At 74.9% G+C, this 19,306-nt stretch carries 15 protein-coding genes and 1 pseudogene; 7 read left to right on the top strand and 9 right to left on the bottom strand.

Translation table 11 applies throughout. From position 1 onward, the window contains the following. The first annotated feature begins 84 nt into the window (after positions 1–84). Positions 85–1,005, top strand: a complete 921-nt coding sequence (locus tag CP973_RS02275) for a LysR family transcriptional regulator (RefSeq protein WP_150237118.1) — start codon at positions 85–87, stop codon at positions 1,003–1,005. Positions 1,006–1,020: 15 nt separating this feature from the next. Here the strand turns inward: CP973_RS02275 and CP973_RS02270 are convergent, their stop codons facing one another. The 3 genes from CP973_RS02270 to purD form a co-directional block, all read right to left on the bottom strand. Next, a complete protein-coding gene (locus CP973_RS02270) occupies positions 1,021–2,499 on the bottom strand; it encodes a N,N-dimethylformamidase beta subunit family domain-containing protein (protein ID WP_150237116.1) in 1,479 nt (492 codons plus the stop codon). 289 nt (positions 2,500–2,788) lie between these two features. Further along, positions 2,789–4,657, bottom strand: a complete 1,869-nt coding sequence (locus tag CP973_RS02265; RefSeq protein WP_167538410.1) for a hypothetical protein — start codon at positions 4,655–4,657, stop codon at positions 2,789–2,791. Between the two features lie 553 nt (positions 4,658–5,210). Next, positions 5,211–6,470, bottom strand: coding sequence for a phosphoribosylamine--glycine ligase (purD, locus tag CP973_RS02260; RefSeq protein WP_150237115.1), 1,260 nt, complete (start codon positions 6,468–6,470; stop codon positions 5,211–5,213). Positions 6,471–6,806: 336 nt separating this feature from the next. On the opposite strand from purD, the gene CP973_RS02255 reads away from it, so the two are divergent. Continuing rightward, positions 6,807–7,550, top strand: a complete 744-nt coding sequence (locus tag CP973_RS02255) for an SLATT domain-containing protein (RefSeq protein WP_150237113.1) — start codon at positions 6,807–6,809, stop codon at positions 7,548–7,550. Positions 7,551–7,737: 187 nt separating this feature from the next. On the opposite strand, the gene CP973_RS02250 is transcribed toward CP973_RS02255, so the two are convergent. From CP973_RS02250 to CP973_RS02235, 4 genes are all read right to left on the bottom strand, one after another. Beyond that, positions 7,738–8,388 (bottom strand): hypothetical protein, encoded by a 651-nt coding sequence (locus tag CP973_RS02250; protein WP_150237111.1) that lies wholly within the window; start codon positions 8,386–8,388, stop codon positions 7,738–7,740. A gap of 48 nt (positions 8,389–8,436) precedes the next feature. After that, positions 8,437–9,114, bottom strand: coding sequence for a GntR family transcriptional regulator (locus CP973_RS02245; protein WP_150237109.1), 678 nt, complete (start codon positions 9,112–9,114; stop codon positions 8,437–8,439). Between the two features lie 170 nt (positions 9,115–9,284). Then, entirely contained in the window at positions 9,285–10,643 is a 1,359-nt protein-coding gene (locus CP973_RS02240; RefSeq protein ID WP_150237107.1) for an aspartate aminotransferase family protein, read from the bottom strand. A gap of 306 nt (positions 10,644–10,949) precedes the next feature. Then, the gene (locus CP973_RS02235) at positions 10,950–11,522 is read right to left on the bottom strand and encodes a hypothetical protein (RefSeq protein ID WP_150237105.1); all 573 of its coding nucleotides are present in this window, start codon (positions 11,520–11,522) and stop codon (positions 10,950–10,952) included. 187 nt (positions 11,523–11,709) lie between these two features. On the opposite strand from CP973_RS02235, the gene CP973_RS02230 reads away from it, so the two are divergent. Both CP973_RS02230 and CP973_RS02225 read left to right on the top strand, forming a co-directional pair. Further along, positions 11,710–12,537 carry a response regulator transcription factor gene (locus CP973_RS02230; protein WP_150237103.1) on the top strand — a complete coding sequence of 276 codons (828 nt, stop codon included), beginning with the start codon at positions 11,710–11,712 and terminating at the stop codon, positions 12,535–12,537. A 2-nt stretch (positions 12,538–12,539) separates the two neighbouring features. Further along, on the top strand, positions 12,540–14,012 hold the full coding sequence (locus tag CP973_RS02225; protein ID WP_150237101.1) for a sensor histidine kinase: 1,473 nt from the start codon (positions 12,540–12,542) through the stop codon (positions 14,010–14,012). Between the two features lie 135 nt (positions 14,013–14,147). Here CP973_RS02225 and CP973_RS02220 read toward each other — a convergent pair whose 3' ends face one another. Beyond that, complete coding sequence (locus CP973_RS02220) at positions 14,148–14,987, bottom strand: polyphosphate polymerase domain-containing protein (RefSeq protein ID WP_150237100.1); 840 nt, start codon at positions 14,985–14,987, stop codon at positions 14,148–14,150. Beyond that, positions 14,984–15,655: a DUF4956 domain-containing protein gene (locus CP973_RS02215; protein WP_150237098.1), complete on the bottom strand. Its 672-nt coding sequence runs from the start codon at positions 15,653–15,655 to the stop codon at positions 14,984–14,986. Before CP973_RS02215 ends, CP973_RS02220 begins: the two co-directional genes overlap by 4 nt. Before the next feature lie 213 nt (positions 15,656–15,868). Here CP973_RS02215 and CP973_RS02210 point away from each other — a divergent pair. From CP973_RS02210 to CP973_RS02200, 3 genes and pseudogenes are all read left to right on the top strand, one after another. Then, positions 15,869–16,513 (top strand): annotated as a pseudogene (locus CP973_RS02210) (DJ-1/PfpI family protein); the annotation flags it as partial. 185 nt (positions 16,514–16,698) lie between these two features. Continuing rightward, the gene (locus CP973_RS02205; RefSeq protein WP_150237095.1) at positions 16,699–17,241 is read left to right on the top strand and encodes a MarR family winged helix-turn-helix transcriptional regulator; all 543 of its coding nucleotides are present in this window, start codon (positions 16,699–16,701) and stop codon (positions 17,239–17,241) included. A gap of 231 nt (positions 17,242–17,472) precedes the next feature. After that, on the top strand, positions 17,473–19,251 hold the full coding sequence (locus tag CP973_RS02200) for a serine/threonine-protein kinase (RefSeq protein ID WP_244409244.1): 1,779 nt from the start codon (positions 17,473–17,475) through the stop codon (positions 19,249–19,251). Positions 19,252–19,306 lie beyond the last annotated feature (55 nt).

Genomic DNA, 19,306 nt, shown 5'->3' with positions numbered 1-19,306 from the left:
GCCGGAGGGCGTCGGCGCCGCCTCCGTTCAGGAATCGTGAACGGCCCCCGGAACCGGACCCGCGTGCGATTTATCGTGGCACGTATGGACCTGCGACGGCTGTCTTCCTTCCTGGCGGTGGTCGAGGAAGCACATTTCGGGCGGGCCGCGTCCCGGCTCTTCCTGTCGCCGGCCGCGGTCACCCAGCACGTGCAGCAGCTGGAGCGCGAGCTCGGCGCCCGGCTGCTGGACCGCGGCAACGGCCCCGTACGGCCGACCGCCGCCGGGCAGCGGCTGGCCTCCCACGCCCGTACGCTGCTGGCCGCCGCGAACGCCGCCGTGGAGGACGTGACCGAGGCCGCGGAGCGCGCGTCGGCGGCCTCGTCCCGGGCGGCGCGCGGGCTGCGGGTCGGGGTGATGGGGCACGGTTCGGCCGAGGTGACACCGGCGGCCGTGAACGCCTTCCGCCGGGCCCGCCCGGAGGTCCCGCTGAAGCTGGTCCAGCTCACCTTCACGGAGCACTGCAGCGCGCTGCGCGAGGACCGGGTGGACGTCGCGTTCGTACGGCCCGCGATCCGGGGCGAGGGCATCGAGGTGGACATCCTGACCACCGAGCAGCGGATCGTCGCGGTCCCGGCGGCCTCGCCGCTCGCGGACGCCGCGGCGACGGGTGTACGGGTCGCGGACGTCATCGACCTGCCGTACCTGCGGCTGCCCCGGCACACGCCGCGGCCGTTCACCGACTACCTGTACTTCGACGCGGGCGAGCGCCGCGCCCCGGACTGCGCGCTGACCCCGCACGACGTGCTGACCAGCGTCGCGGCGGGCCGCGGCGCGGGCTCCGGGCTGAAGTCCTTCGCCCGCTACTACCCGTGGCCCGGGACGGTGTACGTGCCGGTGCTGGACGCGCCGTACGCGCACAGCGTGCTCGCGACGCGGACCGGCGACCCGAACCCGGAGGTACGGATCTTCCGGGCGCTGACGGTGGCGCTGGCGCGGGAACTCGGACCGATGGCGGGGCGCTAGCCCTCCCCCGGTGCCTCAGTCCCGCTTGCAGATGCGGTCGAGCAGGTTGGCCGTGGCGCGCTGGATGCGCTCGTCCACATGGCCGGGGCGGTCCAGGGCCGGGGACCAGGCGAAGGTGCCGGAGGCGAACACCAGGGCCCCGCTGAGGGCGCGGTAGAGCGAGGTCTCCTGATGGCGGCGGGCGCCCTCGCTGTCCTCGTACGGGGAGTGCGCCAGCAGGATGCGGTGGCTGTGCTCCGGCAGGGCCGTACGGGGGAAGTACCGGTCGGCCTCACCGGCGACCAGGCCGGGCAGCTCGTCGCCCTCGTGGGCGCCGGTGGCCTCCCACATCCAGTGGTCGGCGTTGCGGACGACCAGGGGCGCGGGCTCCGGCACCCGGCCGGCGTACTGGATGCCCATCAGCAGCTGCTCCGGGTCGCCGGCCTCGCGCCACAGGGCGGGCTTGCCGGGACCCTGGCGTTTGCGGCAGCTGAGCAGGGAGTCCGGGCCGGCGGGCGAGGGGGCCAGTTCGACCTGCCAGTACATGGTGTTGGCGGACAGGAAGACGAGCGAGGTGCCGCTGTCGCGGGCCAGCTCGGCGGTCCGGCGCATGGGCTGGGACCAGTACTCGTCGTGGCCGGGGAAGACCAGGCCGCGGTAGCGGGACGGGTCGACCAGACCGGCGTGCAGATCGCGGGCGTCGGCGTACGCGAGGTCGTAGCCGTAGCGCTCGGCCCAGCGGATGAAGTCGTAGGCGTGGCCCACGTGGAGCGGCAGGCCCGCGCCCGCGTACGGGCGGTCGAAGGAGACGGTGGTGGCGGCGTCGGGCTCGCCGAGCAGCGAACCGTCCGCGTCCCAGGCGTGGTACAGGCTGGCGCCGGTGCGCCCGTCCTCCGGGTAGAGGTTGTACGCCTGCCAGGTGATGTCGGGCAGGAGCAGCAGGAGGTCGGCGGGGTGGGTGTCGCGGACCGTGAAGGGGACGTGGCTGCGGTGGCCGTCGGCGGTGGTCAGGACGGCCACGTAGGCGCCCAGTTTCCAGTACGCGGGGACCTGGAGGCGCCAGGACAGCCACCAGTGGTGGCAGGAGACCGTGCGGTCGGCGGCGAGCGGCGCGGGCTGCACGATGCCGGCCAGCCGCGGACTCGTGGTGATCTTGGCGGCGCCGGTGCCCGCGTAGTGGCCGATGCGGTAGATGTCGATGCTGAAGGGCTGGGGCGGGTCGACCGAGACCCGGAAGTCGATGGCCTCGCCGGGGGCCACCGCGCCGGTGCTGACGAAGCCCTTGATCTGCTGGCGCACGTCGTCGGCGGTACGGGGGCCGGCACTGGAGCGGGGCGAGGGCAGGCGCTTCTCGCCGGGGGCGACCGCCGGGTCCACGTACCAGGGGACCACCTGACCGGAGTCGAAGTAGTTCTCGCTGCCGCGCAGCCAGGGCAGCGGGCCCTGGCCGAACGGATCCGTGACCGCGTGCGCAAGCGCTCCCGACTCCCAGCGCCGGATCTGCTCCGTCCCCACTTCGACTCCCCTCCCTGCGTCCCCCCGCCGACTGAGCAGGCCGCCGCGGCACTCAGATTTCGTGCTCGATTGAACGACCGGGGCCGCTTCCAGCACATCACATTACGCACTTGCTCCGTCACCCTTCGTCGTGAATTCGCGAGGGTTCCGGCCATGAACGACGCACGGGAGGGGAACGTTCAGCCCGGTCGTGCGGGTGATACGGAGCGGACGCACACAACAGGCGCACTCGGCTTCTTCATGCCCCCGAATGCGCCCCCGTACGCCCCGCGCGCGCCGTCGGCGCCCCTCATACGAGCCGGACCGGCTTCTCGGGCCGTACCCCGACCTCGCCGAGCCAGTCGACGAGCGGTCCGGCGTCACCGTCGTCGACGAGCCGGAGCACCGGGTGGCCCAGGTCCGAGCGGCGTACGCCGTCGACGAGCAGGATCGGGCCGTCCAGCCAGTCCAGGCCGGGGGCGGCTCCGGCGGTGTCCACGGCGGCGCAGCAGACCATCGCGGTCACATGGTCGGCGAGCAGTTCGCGGCCCGTGCGCGGGGGCTGCATCGGGAACAGCGGCAGCCCGTCCGCGAGCCCGTCGCCCCAGGCCACCCCGGCGTCCGGGCCGTCGGCCACCGGCTCGCGGGCGGCCTGGCGCGCCGCCTCCGCGCGCTCCTCGCGCGCCTGCTCGGCACCGAGCCGCGCGGCGACGAGATCGCCCGCCCGCTCGTCGGACACCAGGCGCTCGATGACCCGTACCAGCGTGGGCCCGGAGCTCTCCGGGCCGGGCGAGGGCTCACCGGCGACCGGCCCCTCCGGGACCGCCGGACCGTACGCGACGGCCGGGCCCTCCGGGTCCGCCGCACCGCCCGCCGTGACCAGCCCCTCCGCGGCCCCCGCAGCGCCCGGCCCCGCCGAGCCGCCGGGCTCCTCGCGCCCGGGGCCGCCGCCGCCCGCAATCGGCGGGAGAGCGTCCAGGACGCGGTGGAGTCGTGCCGCCTCCAAACGCCATTTGCGGTCCACGACCTCCTCCGGATACTGCTGCCAGCCGACCGGGGACCAGTCCGGCCCCGGCTCGGCCGGGCCGCCGTGGAAGAGGCGGGCGGCGAGGAGGGAGGCGGCGCGGTCCACGGCGCCGGGCTCCTCCAGGAGGTCGCACGCGGGGCGCTCGCCCAGGCGCGAGGTGAAACCTTCGGCCAGACGGTCGCGCCGGGACAGTTCGGTGAGCGCGGACACCACGCCGGCGTCCAGCCGGGAGGGCCAGCGGCCCAGGCGCCAGGCGGGCAGCGCGACCCGGGTCAGCAGCCGGTCCCAGCCCGCGTACGCCAGGCCGACCTGCTCCTGGGCGACGATCCGCAGGCCGTAGTCCACGTTCTGCGCGCGCTCGGAGGCGGCGGCGGCGACACAGCGCTCCATCTCCATGGCGTGCTCACGACAGGCCCGGAGCAGCAGGCGCGCGACCCAGCCGACGAACGCGGACGCCGGCGCGCCCAAGGGGTTCTTGGCGCGCGCGGAGACCGCCACCGCGGCGTCCAGGCCGCGGACGAAGCGGCGGGCCGCGGCTATGTCCGGATTGGCGGACGGGCCGGTCCCGGCCACGACGGGCGCCAGCAGCGCCCGCAGTTCGGCGACCCGCATCCACCACATGAACGGCGAGCCGATCACCAGGACCGGCGCCTGCACGGCGCGCGCGCCCCCACGCGCTCCGGCGCGCCCGCCGCCCGCCGCCTTGCCGCGCGGCGGACCGTGCGCGCGGTGCGTACGGTCCTCCAGCCAGCTGTCGCAGTCCGGCGTCAGGGCTATCGCGGACGGGGCGGGCACCTCCAGGCGGTCGGCCAGGTCCCGCACCAGGCGGTACAGGTCGGGGGCGGACTCCTCCGCTATGGGGACGGACGGGCTCAGCGCGGGCCGGGCCCGCACGACGACGGTCGTCACCAGCGCCGCCAGCAGCAGGACGACCAGCGCGAGGGCGGTGACCACCCAGCGCGCCGTGTCCCAGCCGGTGGAGCTCGTGACGGGATCGGCGCGGCCGATGCGGCCGGTCAGTCCGCCGACGAGCAGCACCACGGCCACCGCCGCGGGCACCAGGGCCACGCCCAGCGCCGCGCCGCGGATCCGCAGCACCGCGAGCGCGCGGGCGCGCGCCGCCTCTGCTCCTGCTTCCGGACCTGCCACCAGCCTGTACACCCCCTGCTGCCCTGATCAACGGGACGAAGAGAACACGGGACGACAAGAGCGGGGCAACGGTGCCGGGGTCGCGGACGGCTCCGACGGCGTTGCTCACTCTCCACCACTGTGGCACCGGCCACTGACACCGCAATGCCGGTGAGCCACTTGCCGGACGCCGCCGCGACGGCCGTGCCGACGGGCGGCACGGGCGCCACACGACGCATGCGGGGAACCCTAGTTGGGGCATCCCGCCCCGTCAGCCGGATGGCGGCGCGGTCACTCGATGGAATGGCTTTGGGTAAAGCCGGGAGCCCCATCCCGGCCAAAATCCTCCGGGGCGGCCGGGACCGGGGCGCAACGGGCGGGACGGGCGCGGCCACGGGCGCCCCGGGAACCGCCGGAGGGCGCCGGGTCACCGGGCCGGGACGCTCCGGCGCAGGCCAGGGACGCGCGGCGCACGCCCTCAGGGCACGGACCAACGGTGCGCGACGGGCGCCTTCGGGCCGGCCCCGGGACACATCGGACACGCGTCAGGGCCGCGCCACCCCCAGGCCAGCGCCTCTCAGCTCTCCCCCGCCGCCCGGGCCGCGATGTCCGTACGGTGGTGCGAGCCGTCCAGCGTGAGCCGGCCGACCGCACGGTAGGCGCGCTCCCGGGCCGCCTTCAGGTCACCGCCGACGGCCGTCACGGACAGCACCCGGCCGCCCGCGCTGACGACCTCGCCGGTGGCGGCGTCCCTCTTCGTCCCCGCGTGCAGGACGTACGCGCCGGGGGCGTCCTTCTCCGCGACCTCGGTCAGACCGCCGATCGGGTCGCCGGTACGCGGCGTACCCGGGTAGTTGTGCGCGGCGACGACGACCGTCACCGCCGCGTCGTCGCTCCAGCGCAGCGGCGGCAGCGACGCGAGCGTGCCCGTGGCGGCGGCGCGCAGCAGCGCGGACAGCGGCGTACGCAGGCGGGCCAGCACGACCTGGGTCTCCGGGTCGCCGAAGCGCGCGTTGAACTCGATGACGCGCACGCCGCGCGAGGTGATCGCCAGCCCCGCGTACAGCAGCCCGGAGAACGGCGTGCCACGGCGGCGCAGCTCGTCGACGGTCGGCTGGAGCACGGTCCGCATGACCTCGTCGACCAGCTTGGGGTCGGCCCACGGCAGCGGGCTGTACGCGCCCATGCCGCCGGTGTTCGGGCCCTGGTCGGCGTCGTGGGCGCGCTTGAAGTCCTGGGCGGGCTGGAGCGGCACGACGGTCTCGCCGTCGGTGACCGCGAACAGGGAGACCTCCGGGCCGTCGAGGAACTCCTCGATCACCACGCGGTCACAGGCCAGCGCGTGCGCGCGGGCCGCCTCGACGTCCTCGGTGACGACGACGCCCTTGCCGGCCGCCAGGCCGTCGTCCTTGACCACGTACGGGGCGCCGAACGCGTCCAGCGCCTCGTCGATCTCCTCGGGGGTGGTGCACAGGTAGCTGCGGGCGGTGGGCACCCCGGCGGCGGCCATCACGTCCTTGGCGAACGCCTTGGAGCCCTCCAGTTCGGCCGCCCGCGCGGACGGCCCGAAAACCGGGATGCCCTGCTCGCGGACGGCGTCGGCGACTCCGGCGACCAGGGGCGCTTCGGGGCCGACCACCACCAGGTCCGCTTCCAGGCGCCGCGCCAGGCCGGCCACGGCGGCGCCGTCGAGGGCGTCGACGGTGTGCAGCTCGGCCACCTCCGCGATGCCGGCGTTGCCGGGGGCGCAGTGCAGCGCGGTGACGTCGGGGTCGAGGGACAGTGAGCGGCACAGGGCGTGTTCGCGGGCGCCGCCGCCGATGACGAGGACCTTCACATGGGCAGCCTAGTCGCCGCGGGCGCGGGCCAGGTCCGGCGCCCCCGCGGCCCCGGTACGGGCCCGGACCGACGGCGCGGACAGGGGCGGCGGCCGGGCCGGGGCGGGCGGGGGACGAGACGGACGGAAGCCGTGGAAACCGGTCGAGGCCGGGCAGTGGCAACTCTTTCGAGTGAGAGGGGGCATGACCCTATACCTGACGCAGCACCACTTCCGGGCGGAAATAAAGCGATCTTGGGGGCGAGGCCAACCGTTCGGCGGTAGGAAGGAGGGTGCGCACCGGCCGTTTCGTACGTACCGCGCGCATCGCACGTATCTGCTTGAGGGAGTGCACGGGTGAGTCAGCCGGAGATGCAGCCCGAGGGGCCCCCTCGGGAGGAGCGCGGGCCGGGCGGCGACGGTCGCCGCGATCTGGGAGGCCGCGCCTTCCCGCTCGGGGACTGGGGCGAACCGGCTGAGCGCCTCGACGAGCTGTACCACTGGGTCGAGGCGGGCGCCCTCCAGGCCGCGTCCTGGTATCTGCGCGACCGGGTGGCCAAGCGGCGCGGCGCGCGGGCGCTGCGGCTGGGCGCCGCCGCCGGTGTCGCGGTCGGCGGCCTGCTGCCGCTGCTGGATCTCACCGGGGTGGCCCCCGGCGGCGCGAAGTGGGGGTACCTGGCACTGCTGGTGGCGGCGGTGTGCGTCGGCAGCGACCGGTTCTTCGGGGTGACGGCCGGCTGGATGCGGGACGTGGCGACCGCGCAGGCGGTGCAACGGCGCCTGGATACGCTCCAGTTCGACTGGGCGTCGGAGAACGTACGCGAGGTCCTCGGCCCGACCGAGGGCACCGCCGGCGAGGCGGCCGAGCGCTGTCTGGGCGTGCTGCGCCGCTTCAACGAGGACATCGCGGAGCTGGTGCGCGCCGAGACCGCCGACTGGATGTCGCAGTTCCGGCCGGGCCCGCTGCCGCCCGCCGCCCGCGCGACGGCGCAGTGGGGGCAGCGGCCGGACCCCGGCGGCCCACCGCCCGGCCGGATCACTCTCCCGCCGGGCACCCGCCCGAACATGCCACGGCAGCGGCCCCCCGAGCCGCCGCGCTGAGGGGCGCGCCCGGACGCGCACCCCTCGTACGCCCACACGCGCGTCCACCCGCGCCTCTCGCACGCCCGCTCGCGCGCCCGCTCGGCGCGGTCCCGCGCGCCCCGCCGGGCGCGTCCCCCGCCGCCCGCGACCACCGCCAGGCGCGTCCCCCGCCGAGCGCGTCTCCGTCAGGCGCGTCCGGCCGCCCTCAGCTGAAGACGATCATCGACCCCTGGCCCAGGCTGCGCGTGGCCGCCGCGTGCAGCCCCAGCCACACGTGCCGCTCCCGCGCGAACGGACTGTCGTCCAGGAGCGCCCCGCTCACCCGCTCCTCCAGGGAGGTGGGCCGGGACGGCGCTTCGGGCGCGGCCGGCGGATTGGCCGGATCGATACCGATGGACGGCGCGACGAGTTCGAGATCGCGCAGCAGGCCGTGGGCGGAGCCCAGCGGCCCCCCGCCCTCCAGGAGTTCTTCGGTGGCCAGCGGGTGCGGGAAGTCGACCGGCACGTACGCCCCGGCGTGGTCGTAGTGCCACACCAGGTGCGACTCCTGGGCCGTGGTCTCGAACATCTCCAGCAACTGCTCGTAGTCCCCGCCCAGTTCGTCCACCGGCGTCACTTCCAGCCCGCAGATCCGCAGCAGGTAGGCGCGCCGCAGGAAGTGCAGCGCGTCGTAGTCGAAGCCCGCGACCGGGGCGACGTCCCCGGACAGGCCGGGCATGTAGCTGAAGACGGGGACGGGCGGCAGTCCCGCTTCCGTGAGGGCCTTGTCGTAGGCGGCGATCTCTTCGGAGAAGGGGTTGTCGGGGCTGTGGCACAGCACATCGACAAGGGGGACCAGCCACAGGTCACATGCCACGTATGAGCTCGCTTCCGGTCGGGTGGGGGGCGGACGGACAGGGTAGTGCTAGCAGGCGCCGTCGACGAGGGCGAGGGAGTGCTCGTTGTATTCGCGCACCAACCGCTGCGCCTCGGCCAGATCGTGCCGGACGACGGCGCTGACCAGGTCCCGGTGGCCGTGCCACAGCCGGCCGCGCAGATCCGTGGCGCGGCGCAGCAGCGGCACCGCGAAGACCCAGCTCTGCACCCGTACCCGGTCCAGGAAGTCACTGATGTACGGGTTACCCACCAGGCTGCCCAGCTCACGCCAGAAGCGCAGGTCGTACCCGATCAGTACGTCCAAGTCACCCGCCCGGGCAGCCCGTTCCGCCTCTTCGGCGCGACGCCTGACGGACATCAGCACGGCGGGGGGCATGGTGCTCAGCGCGCGCTCGGCGCGGGTGCGGAAGATGCCCTCGACGATCAGGGTCCGGGCCTCGACCATGGCCCGGTAGTCGGTGGCCGTGAAGGCGTGCACCCTGAAGCCGCGGTGCTGCTCGACGTCCAGGAGGCCCTGGGCGCACAGGTCGAGCAGGGCTTCGCGCACGGGTGTGGCGGACACCCCGTACTGTTCGGCGATCTCCTTGACCGTGAACTGGTGTCCGCAGGGCAGCCGCCCGGCCAGCACCTCGTCGCGCAGCGCGTCGGCGATCTGCTGGCGCAGGGTGTTGCGCCGTATGACTCCGCTGCCTGGGCCGGCGGGCATCGTGTCCGTCTCCTTCGGCGGCCTCGTGGGCCGGCTGGTGCGTATGACCGCGTGCGAGGAGAGCGGCCCTGGCCTTCACGATAGGCGAGGGGGACGGGCGGGGCGACGGTGGCGCCTGTGTACGGGGCCGGTCGCGGCCCCGTACACAGGGCCCGGGTACGGGCTCCGGCTCAGGCGGTGTGCGCGTCCGCCACCGCCAGCGCCGCGTCCAGGGCGGCCAGGCCCTCCTTGACCTCGGCCTCGGTGACGGTGCAGGGCGGGACGACGTGGGTGCGGTTCATGTTCACGAAGGGCCACAGGCCGCCGCGCTTGCAGGCCGCCGCGAACTCCGCCATCGGGGCGTTGGCGGCGCCCGACGCGTTGTACGGGACCAGCGGCTCGCGCGTCTCCTTGTCCTTGACCAGCTCCAGCGCCCAGAAGACGCCCAGTCCGCGCACCTCGCCGACCGACGGGTGCCGCTCCGCGAGGGCGCGCAGCCCCGGGCCGATGACCTTCTCGCCGATCTCCGCGGCGTTCTCCACGATCTTCTCCTCGGCCATCGCGTTGATCGTGGCGACGGCGGAGGCGCAGGCCAGCGGGTGCCCGGAGTAGGTCAGACCGCCCGGGTAGGGGCGCTGGTCGAAGGTGGCGGCGATCTCGGCGGAGATGGCGACACCGCCCAGCGGTACATAGCCGGAGTTCACGCCCTTGGCGAAGGTCAGCAGGTCCGGCGTGACGCCGAAGTGGTCGGCGGCGAACCAGTGCCCCGTACGGCCGAAGCCCGCCATGACCTCGTCCAGGATGAGGACGATGCCGTACCGGTCGCAGATCTCCCGGACGCCGGCCAGGTAGCCGGGCGGGGGCACCATGATCCCGGCGGTGCCGGGGACGGTCTCCAGGATGATCGCGGCGATGGACTGCGGGCCCTCGAAGGCGATCGTGTCCTCCAGGTGCGCGAGGGCGCGCTCGCACTCCTGGGCCTCGTTCTCCGCGTGGAAGGGCGAGCGGTACGGGAACGGGCCCCAGAAATGCACGACACCGGCCGAGGCGGTGTCGGAGGGCCAGCGGCGCGGGTCGCCGGTCAGGTTGATCGCGGCGGCGGTGGCGCCGTGGTACGAGCGGTAGGCGGAGAGCACCTTGGCGCGGCCGGTGTGCAGCCGGGCCATGCGGACCGCGTTCTCCACGGCCTCCGCGCCGCCGTTGGTGAAGAAGATCTTGTCGAGGTCGCCCGGGGTGCGCTCGGCGATCAGCCGGGCGGCCTCGGCGCGCACGTCCACGGCGAAGCCCGGCGCGAGCGTGCACAGCTTTCCGGCCTGCTCCTGGATCGCGGCGACGACCTTCGGGTGCTGGTGGCCGATGTTGGTGTTGACCAGCTGGGACGAGAAGTCCAGGTAGCGGTTGCCCGCGTAGTCCCAGAAGTACGAGCCCTCGGCGCCGGCGACCGGCAGCGGGTCGATCAGGCCCTGCGCGGACCAGGAGTGGAAGACGTGCGCGCGGTCGGCGGCGTGCACCGCCGCGCCGGCTGCCGGGTCGGGTTGCGTCGTGGTCACGGTCACTACCTCGGATCGCTCGGGCCCGCCCGGGGACACGGTACGGCGGACGCCCTCAGCCTAGGGATCGGCGTGCCGCCGCAGGGACCGACACTGTGTATGGCGCTCACCACGGGCGCGGACAGTGTGTCGGTGGGGCTGTGGGAAGCTCCAGGGCGAGCCGTGGTTCAGGGCGGGCCCCGCGGTGGCTCGAAGCGGCCCCGGTGGCTCAGGACGAGGCCCCGGTGGCTCAGGACGAGGCCGCGGTGACTCAAGACGGGACCCCGGGTGGGTTGAGACGGGACCCCGGTGGCTCAAGAGGAGGACTCAGTCGTCGTCATCGTCTTCCGGAGCCGGTGCGGCCTGCGGGCGGCCGTCCGCCGCGCAGCGCAGCGTGTACGCGTGGTCGTTCCCGGCGTGGTCGTCGAGCGGCTCGAACTCGATCGCGGCGGTGGCGGCCGGTCCGCGCCGCACGTCGTCCGCGCGGTAGCCGGTGGCCGGGCTCCAGACCGTCAGGTAGATCCGGCCGTCCGCCCGGCACTCGGCGGTGGCGCTGCCGCCGGCCAGGCGGACCGTGCCGCCGGCCACGGGCCGGGCCGGAGAGCCGGGCGACGGGGAACCGGACGACGGACCGGTCGCGGCCGGGCCGGAGGGCTTACCGGAGGCGCCCGAAGGCGCGCCCGAGGGGGAACCTGAAGGCGTACCCGAGGAGGGCTCCGAAGTCGGTGCGGCGGCACGGGCCGCGGCCAGCTTGTCCCGTACGGCACCGTCGTCCAGCGGCACCGCCCGGTCGTTGCGCCCACCGGTGTCCGCGCTCGCCAGCGACCAGGCGCCGAGGGCGCCCGCCCCGGCCACCACACACACCCAGGCCGCCGTCACCGCCACACTGCGCCACGCCATCGCGCGTCCCTCCTGCCATCATGCCGCGCGCCCCGGAGGTCCCCACGGCCTGCGGCCATCGTCCCGGCCACCCTCCCGCACCCATTCCTAACGTCCGGTTAAGGCCCGGACAAACCCCTGGCCCGGTCGCCACAGACGCCCCGCATCGTCTCCCGCGGCGGCGCCGGGGCTGGTTACGGTGACGGGTATGTCCCACCTCCTCGTCGTCGAGGACGACCCCCAACTGCGTGGTGCGCTGCTGCGCGCCCTGCGCGACCGCGGCCACGCCGTGGCCACCGCGGCGACCGGCATGTCCGGCCTGGACGCCGCCGTGACCGACCGTCCGGACCTCGTCGTCCTGGACCTCGGACTGCCGGACGTGGACGGCGCACAGGTGCTGCGGATGCTGCGGGCGGTCAGCGACGTACCGGTGATCGTGGCCACCGCGCGCGACGAGGAGCCGGACATGGTCGCGGCCCTGGGGGACGGCGCCGACGACTACATCGTCAAGCCGTTCGGGGCCGCCCAGCTGGACGCGCGTATCAAGGCGGTGCTGCGCCGCCTCGGCACCGCCGAACCGGAACCCGCGCTGCGCGTCGGCGGCCTACGCGTGGACACGGCCGCGCGCGAGGTGTCCCTCGACGGCGCGCCGCTGGACCTCACGCCCCGGGAGTTCGACCTGCTGGCGTACCTGGCGCAGCGGGCCGGACAGGTGATCTCCCGGCGGGAACTGCTGGCGGAGGTGTGGCAGCAGCCGCTGGGCGGCGCGGACAAGACGGTGGACGTCCACCTGTCGTGGCTGCGCCGCAAGCTCGGCGAGACGGCACAGCACCCGCGCTACCTGCACACGATCCGCACGGTGGGGGTGAAGCTGGCGGCACCGGAACCGGAGGACGGGCCGGAACCGGAGGACAGGCCGGAACCGGAGGAGACGACGGGCACGGCGGACGGAGCAGGTACGGCGGACGGAGCAGGTACGGCGGACGAACCGAACCTGCCGGGTGCACCGGGCGTCCCAGGCCCGGCCGGGCCGTAACCATGCGCCGCAGCCTGCTCCTCCTGACGGCCGCGACCACCGCGCTCGTGCTCGCGGCCCTGCTGGTGCCGCTGGCGCTGCTCACCCGTAGCCACGCCGCCGACCGGGCCACCGCCGACGCCACCTCGCGCGCCCACTCGCTGGCCACCGGCGTCGGCCAGGCGCTGGCCGGTGCGCAGGGCGGTGCCCGTGGCGGAGACCGGAGCGGTGTCCAAGGCGCCGGTCCCGGCGAGACCTCGGACGCACGCCGGGTCGCCGCGGGCATCGTCGACTCCGCCAACGGCCCGGGCCTGCCCCGTACGTCCGTCGTGCTCGCCGACGGTGCCGTGCTGGGGCCCGCCACGCCCGTCACCGACGCGGTCCGGCTGGCCCGCTACGGCCGGGCCTTCACGTACGAGCCGCCGGGCGGGGGCCGGACCGTACTGGTGCCGGTCCAGGGCGTGGCGGGCGGCACCGCGGTCGCCCTCGTCGCCCTCACGGAGAGCCAGCTCCACGCGGGCACGCTGGCCTCCTCACTGGAGATCGCCGGGATCGGCGCCGCGCTGGTGCTGCTCGGGCTGCTGGTCGCCGACCGGCTCGGCGCCCGCCTGGTCGGCTCCGCCCGCCGCCTGTCCCAGGTCGCCGACCGGCTGGCCGCGGGCGACCTGACGGCCCGCGCCGAGCCCTCCGGGCCGCCCGAGCTCCGTGCGGTGGCGCGCGAGGTGAACCACCTCGCCGACCGCATCGACGCCTTCCTGACCGCCGAACGGGAGAACGCGGCCGACCTCGCGCACCGGCTGCGCACCCCCGTCGCCGCGCTGCGCCTGGACGCCGAGGGGCTGCGCGACCCGGCGGAGGCGGAGCGGATCGCGGCGGACGTGGCGGCGCTGGAGCGCAGCGTCGACGAGGTGATCCGTACGGCGCGCAAGCCGCTGCGCGAGGCCGGGCGCGCGGTGGCGACCGTACGTACGGGCCAGGGCCCGGACCCCGCCGCGCGGCGGGGCGCCTGCGCGGACCTGGCCGCCGTCGCCCGTGAACGCGCCGACTTCTGGCGCCCGCTGGCGGAGGACCAGGGCCGGGAGCTGGCCTTCGCGGCCCCCGGCGGCCCGGTCCCCGTACGGGCCGACCCGGCCGGTCTCGCCGCCGCCGTCGACGCCCTGATCGGCAATGTCTTCGACCACACCCCGGACGGCGCCGGTCTGCGCGTCACCGTCGCCCACGAGGACACCGCCATGGGCACGGGCACGGAATCCGGCACCGGCGCGAGATCCGGCACCGCCCGTCTCACCGTCGAGGACGACGGCCCCGGCTTCCCCGTGGGGCACGTCCCGGAGCGCGGGCACAGCGGCGGCGGCTCGACGGGCCTGGGCCTGGACATCGTGCGCCGGGCCGCGGAGGAGTCGGGCGGCTCGCTGGAGTGCGGCACGGCGGCCGGCGGCGGCGCCCGCGTCACGGCCCGCTTCGGCACGGCGGAGGTGGCACAGCAGGACGGGTGAGCCGGACGGACGCGCCTGGGCGACCGTCGACAGCTGAGCGGTCGGCAGCCGAAAGCCGGCCACCGAGCGGCCGGCAGCCGAGCGGCCGGCGCCCGGCCCGCCCACAACCGACCAGACGGCGCGGTCAGCCGCACCTCAGTCCGCGGACCCCCGCACCCCCGCGACGGCCCCGCCGCTCCCCACCCCCGGAAACGCCATCCGCACCGCCCGCCGCCACTGATTGGCGGTCAGCCCCGAGCGCAGCGCGGCCAGCGCCCCGCAGTACTTGGTGAACTCGGCGGCGCGCAGCCCATAGGTGTGCAGCAGCCGGTCCGTCTCCGTCAGGTGGCCGGTGACCGGGGACTTGGTCTCGACCAGGACCAGCCCGCCGTCGGCCCGTACGCTGCGCCCGGTGCCCGCGTCCCGGCAGACCAGGGCGGCGTCGCAGGTGATGCGCTGGTCGTCGGCGACGAACGTGGCGCGCCGGTAGTCGGTCACCAGCGAGGGCACCAGGTCCTCGGGCGCGGCGATGCCGTACATGCCGTGCAGGACGGAGGCGAGGAAGCCGCGCGGGCCGCGCCCCAGCGTCGCCTCGCCGGGCAGCAGCGGCCGCCGCCGCTTGACCGTCTCGCCGCGCCGCCCTTTGAGCTTGATCTCGAACTGCCGCTCACCGGAGTCCTCGTACAGCCGCTCGCGGATCTTGTAGCGGTACCGCCGTCCCTGCCGGTGGTCGTGGAAGGCCCGCAGGTCGGGCGTGTCGTAGTAGACGGAGTGGTAGCCGAACCAGCGGCGGCCGTTGATGCACAGCGCCTGGAACGGGCCGCCGGGCCGGTGCGGGTCGGTGAGCCGGGCCGCGAAGTCCGCGAAGATCTCGACCGGTACCAGGTAGCTGTGGTCGATGCGGTCCATCAGCTCCGCGCGAGCCTGGAGTTCGGACAGGGTTATCGGACGTGCGGCCATGGCGGCGCGGGCGATGGCCCGTACGGCGGGAATCACACGGTCTCCTCGGACAGGGGACGGGGCTGCGGTTGCGCGGGGGAACGGGTGATCGTGCGGGGCCGGCTGCGGTGACCGCGCTGTGAGGTGGTACGAGCGGGCCTGCCGAAAGGTTCCGGCAGACGGAAGCGGACGTCCACCACCATCAGGTCCCGGACATAGTCGACTTCCTTGACCGACCAGTTGAGGGGCTCGCCGAGCCGACGCACCAGTTCCTCGTGGAGGGAGCGGTTGTCGGTGTGCACGGCGTCGAGGGTGACGACGGTGCGGCAGGTGCGCGACAGCAGGCGCGGGTGGTCGGCGCCGTACATGACCAGGAGGAGCAGGACGGCGAACGACGCGGCGATGCCGAAGTCCAGGTGCGGCAGGCCGCACAGCAGGCCGAGGACCAGGGTCGTGAAGTAGTAGGCGACCTCTTCGTGCTGGATCGAGTCGGAGCGCAGCCGGATGATCGACAGCACGCCGAACAGGCCGAAGCCGAGGGCCGTGCCGCCCTCGCCGACCTGCGCGAGGGCAGAGACGACCGCGAACAGCGCCACGTTCAGCGCCAGGTAGGCGGGCACCAGATCGCGGCGCCTGTGGCGCGGGTAGTAGATGGCGAACGTCAGCACGCTCACCGCGGCGAGGTCGAGCACGAGGTGGGCGGTCAACTGCCCCAGCGTCTCCATGGTGCATCTCCTGTCGGTCGCTGATCGGTACGCGTCAGACGCTAGGAACGGACGGGTTAACTCCACCCCACTCCGCGGGTTAACGCACCCGGCCCACCCGGACGGCGGACGCCCGGACACCCCATTGACAGTCTTCTGTCATTAGGACAGCATGCTGTCATCGGGCTTCGCGGCGCACCGAGCGACCCGGCCCGCTCTCCAGGGGGAGTCACCATGACCCGTACGACCGCACGGCCCCGCACCACCGTCCACCTCGCCGTCTACGACACCCTCGCCGACTGGGAGTACGGCCCCGCCGTGGCCCACCTGCGCTCGGGCGACGCCTTCCGCCCCGGCCGGACCGGCTTCGGCATCGTGACCGTCGGTCTCGGGGGCGCGCGCCCGGTGACCACCATGGGCGGGCTGCGGATCACGCCCGACCTCGCGCTCGACGCCCTGGACCCCGAGGACAGCGCGCTGCTGGTCCTCCCCGGCGCCGGCCTGTGGGACGCGGGCGAGACCCTCGCCCCGTTCGCCCGCAAGGCCCGCGCGTTCCTGGACGCGGACGTACCGGTCGCCGCCATCTGCGGCGCCACCGCCGGGCTGGCCCGCGAGGGACTGCTCGACAGCCGTACGCACACCAGCGGCGCCCCCGACTACCTCGCCGCACAGGACGGCTACCGGGGCGGCGCGCACTACCGCGACGCGGACGCGGTGCGCGACCGCGGCCTGATCACCGCCGGACCGACCGAACCGGTCGCCTTCGCCCGGGAGATCCTCGCCGAACTGGACGTGATGGAACCGCACGTGCTCGACGCGTGGTTCCGCCTCTTCCGCCACTCGGACGCGAGCGCCTTCCCCGTGCTGATGGCCGCGGGGCAGACGGCGGAGGAGCAGGCGACGGGGAGTCAGGCGGCGGAAGGCCGGGCGGCGGAGGGCCAGGCGACGGTCAGTCAGGCAACAGGAGACCGGGCGGCAGAGGGCCGGGCGACGGTCAGTCAGGCAACAGGAGACCGGGCGGCAGAGGGCCAGGCGACGGACAGTCAGGCGACGGAGGGAGCGGCATGACCGGGCCGGAGCCGGACACCGGCGCGGCCCCGGACACCCGCCCGGAGCCGGACACCGGCGCGGGCCCGGACACCGGCGCGGGCCCCGCCCCCACCCCCGGCCCCGCCCCCGACCTCCTCAGCGCCACCGCCCTCGGCGTCTTCCGTCTCAACGGCCAGTTCCTCGCCGTGTCGGAGAAGCTGGCCCGCCCGGCCGGGCTGACCACCGCCCGGTGGCAGGTGCTCGGCGCCGTGACGGGCGGGCCGCTGCCGGTCGCCGGGATCGCGCGGGCGATGGGCATCACCCGGCAGAGCGTGCAGCGGGTCGCGGACCTGGTGGTGGCCGAGGGGCTGGCCGAGTACCGGCCCAACCCCGCCCACCGGCGCGCCAAGTTGCTCGCGCTCACGGACGACGGGCTGTCCGCTTTGCAGCGGATCACCCCGGATCACGGCGAGTTCGCCGCCGAACTGTCCGAACAGCTGGGCGGACCCGAGCAGTTCCGTACGGTCATGGAGGCGGTGGAGAGGCTCTCCCGGGCGCTCGATAACCTCGGTTACTGAGGTCCCGTCCCGCGTCCTGCCCGCCGTCCCGAAGTCCGCACCCGGCCCGCCCGGCCGCCCGACCCCTTCCGCCACGCACCACGCGCCACTCCGCCCGACCACGGCCGGTACGGACGCCGGGGAACCGAACCGAAACCGGCGGCGTCGTCCAGAACGTTCGCGTCTGCGGCACCGTCCCCGCAGGGAACGTCCGGGAGCACAGGGCGAACAAGGTGAAAGGGCAAGCGGAACGTGAATGAGCGCGCAGAGCGCGGCCGCCTCGGGCAGCTCGGCCCCCAGGACCCGCCGCGCATCGGGGCGTACCGGCTGCTGGGGCGGCTGGGCGAGGGCGGCATGGGCCGGGTCTACCTCGCCCGCTCCGACCGCGGCCGGACGGTCGCCGTCAAGCTGGTCAAGACCGAACTGTCGGGCCAGGACGACTTCCGGGCCCGGTTCCGGCACGAGGTGCAGGCCGCGCGGCGGGTCGGCGGCGAGTGGACGGCGCCGGTGCTGGACGCCGACACCGAGGCCGAGACGCCGTGGGTCGCCACCGGGTACATCGCGGGCCCCTCGCTCCGGCAGGTGATCACCGAGGGCCGTACGCCGCTGCCCGAGCGCTCCGTGCGCATCCTCGCCGGCGGTCTGGCGGGCGCGCTGCGCAGCATCCACGCCGCCGGCATCGTGCACCGTGACCTCAAGCCGTCCAACATCCTGCTCACCATCGACGGCCCGAAGGTCATCGACTTCGGTATCGCGCGGGCGCTGGAGGCGGTGACCGTCGGCGGCGGCCTCACCCGTACGAACCAGGCCGTCGGCTCGCCCGGCTTCATGTCGCCCGAGCAGGTGCGCGGCCGGCCGGTCACCCCGGCCACCGACGTCTTCTGCCTCGGCTCGGTGCTGATGTTCGCGGCGACCGGGCGGCTGCCGTTCGGCGGGTCGGACAGCGGTGTGCACGCGCTGATGTACCGCATCGCCCAGGAGGAGCCCGACCTGACCGGGCTGCCGTACGGGCTGCACAGCCTGGTCGCGGCCTGTCTGGCCAAGGACCCGGCGCAGCGCCCGACGCCGGACCAGCTCATCGCGTACACCAGATCCGACGACGACGCGCACGAGCCCTGGCTGCCGGGCGCGCTGATAGCCGAGCTGGGACGGCACGCGGTCGAACTGCTCGACGCGGAGAACCCCAACGGGGCGTACGAGGACCCCGACGGAGGCAGCGGGAGCCACCAGGCTTCCGGTGGGGCGTACGAGGCCACCGGCCGCCCCTGGGAGAACGGCGGCGGATCCTGGAGCCCCCACGACGCGGACCGGGAGCAGACCCCCACCCCCGCCCCCGCGCCCGCCGCGGCTCTCGCGTCGGCCCCCACCACCGTCCAGGCGGCCCGGTCCGCGTACCCGCCGCCCCCCGCGCCCTCTTCGGCCGCCTCCGCCGCCGCCCCGCCCCCGCGCTCCGGCGGCGCTTCCCACGCCCACGCCCACCGCCGCAAGGGTCCCGCCGGCCGCGGCGGCACGGGCCGCGGCGGCTCCAGCCGCACCCGCCTCGTCGGCCTGGCCGCCGCCGTCGGCCTCGGCCTGGCCACCGCCGGCATCGGCATCGCCTACCTCCTGTTCAGCCCCGACGGCGAGGAGACGCCCGCGAAGGCCGACGGCGGCACCGTGACCGCCGCGGACGGCAAGGTCGGCAAGGCGGCCGGCAAGGAGCCCGGGAGCATCCCGCAGAAGTTCCTGGGCCAGTGGGAGTCCAAGAGCGTCAAGGGCAGCCCCACCTACCGCTTCACCCTCACCCAGGGCGAGACGGGCGACACCGTCATGGCCATGGAGGCAGACGGCGCCACCTTCCACTGCGAGTTCAAGGCCATCCTCATGAACGCCGGACCGCCGCTGCGCCTCGGCCCGACCACCGTGGTGGCGGGCCCGGCGACCGCCTGCCAGCCGGGCTCCCCCAGCACCCTGCGCATCCACTCCGACGGCAAGCTCCGCCGCGTCTTCGACAACGGCAAGGCGACGCTGGCGTACACGAAGAAGAGCTGATCCCACCGCCCGCCGGAAACGCGAAAGCCGCGTTCCCGCTCCGGAGCGGAGCGGG

Source organism: Streptomyces albofaciens JCM 4342 (assembly GCF_008634025.1).
GTDB lineage: Bacteria > Actinomycetota > Actinomycetes > Streptomycetales > Streptomycetaceae > Streptomyces > Streptomyces albofaciens.
Note: the sequence above shows the minus strand (reverse complement) of the source record. Positions and strands in the feature narration are given on the sequence as shown.

What these genes read in the sequence shown, in the direction of transcription:
- CP973_RS02275 (WP_150237118.1), top strand. Translation starts at nt 85, where the DNA reads ATGGACCTGCGACGGCTGTCTTCCTTCCTGGCGGTGGTCGAGGAAGCA.
- CP973_RS02245 (WP_150237109.1), bottom strand. Translation starts at nt 9,114, where the DNA reads ATGCCCGCCGGCCCAGGCAGCGGAGTCATACGGCGCAACACCCTGCGC.
- CP973_RS02235 (WP_150237105.1), bottom strand. Translation starts at nt 11,522, where the DNA reads ATGGCGTGGCGCAGTGTGGCGGTGACGGCGGCCTGGGTGTGTGTGGTG.
- CP973_RS02230 (WP_150237103.1), top strand. Translation starts at nt 11,710, where the DNA reads ATGTCCCACCTCCTCGTCGTCGAGGACGACCCCCAACTGCGTGGTGCG.
- CP973_RS02225 (WP_150237101.1), top strand. Translation starts at nt 12,540, where the DNA reads ATGCGCCGCAGCCTGCTCCTCCTGACGGCCGCGACCACCGCGCTCGTG.
- CP973_RS02215 (WP_150237098.1), bottom strand. Translation starts at nt 15,655, where the DNA reads ATGGAGACGCTGGGGCAGTTGACCGCCCACCTCGTGCTCGACCTCGCC.
- CP973_RS02205 (WP_150237095.1), top strand. Translation starts at nt 16,699, where the DNA reads ATGACCGGGCCGGAGCCGGACACCGGCGCGGCCCCGGACACCCGCCCG.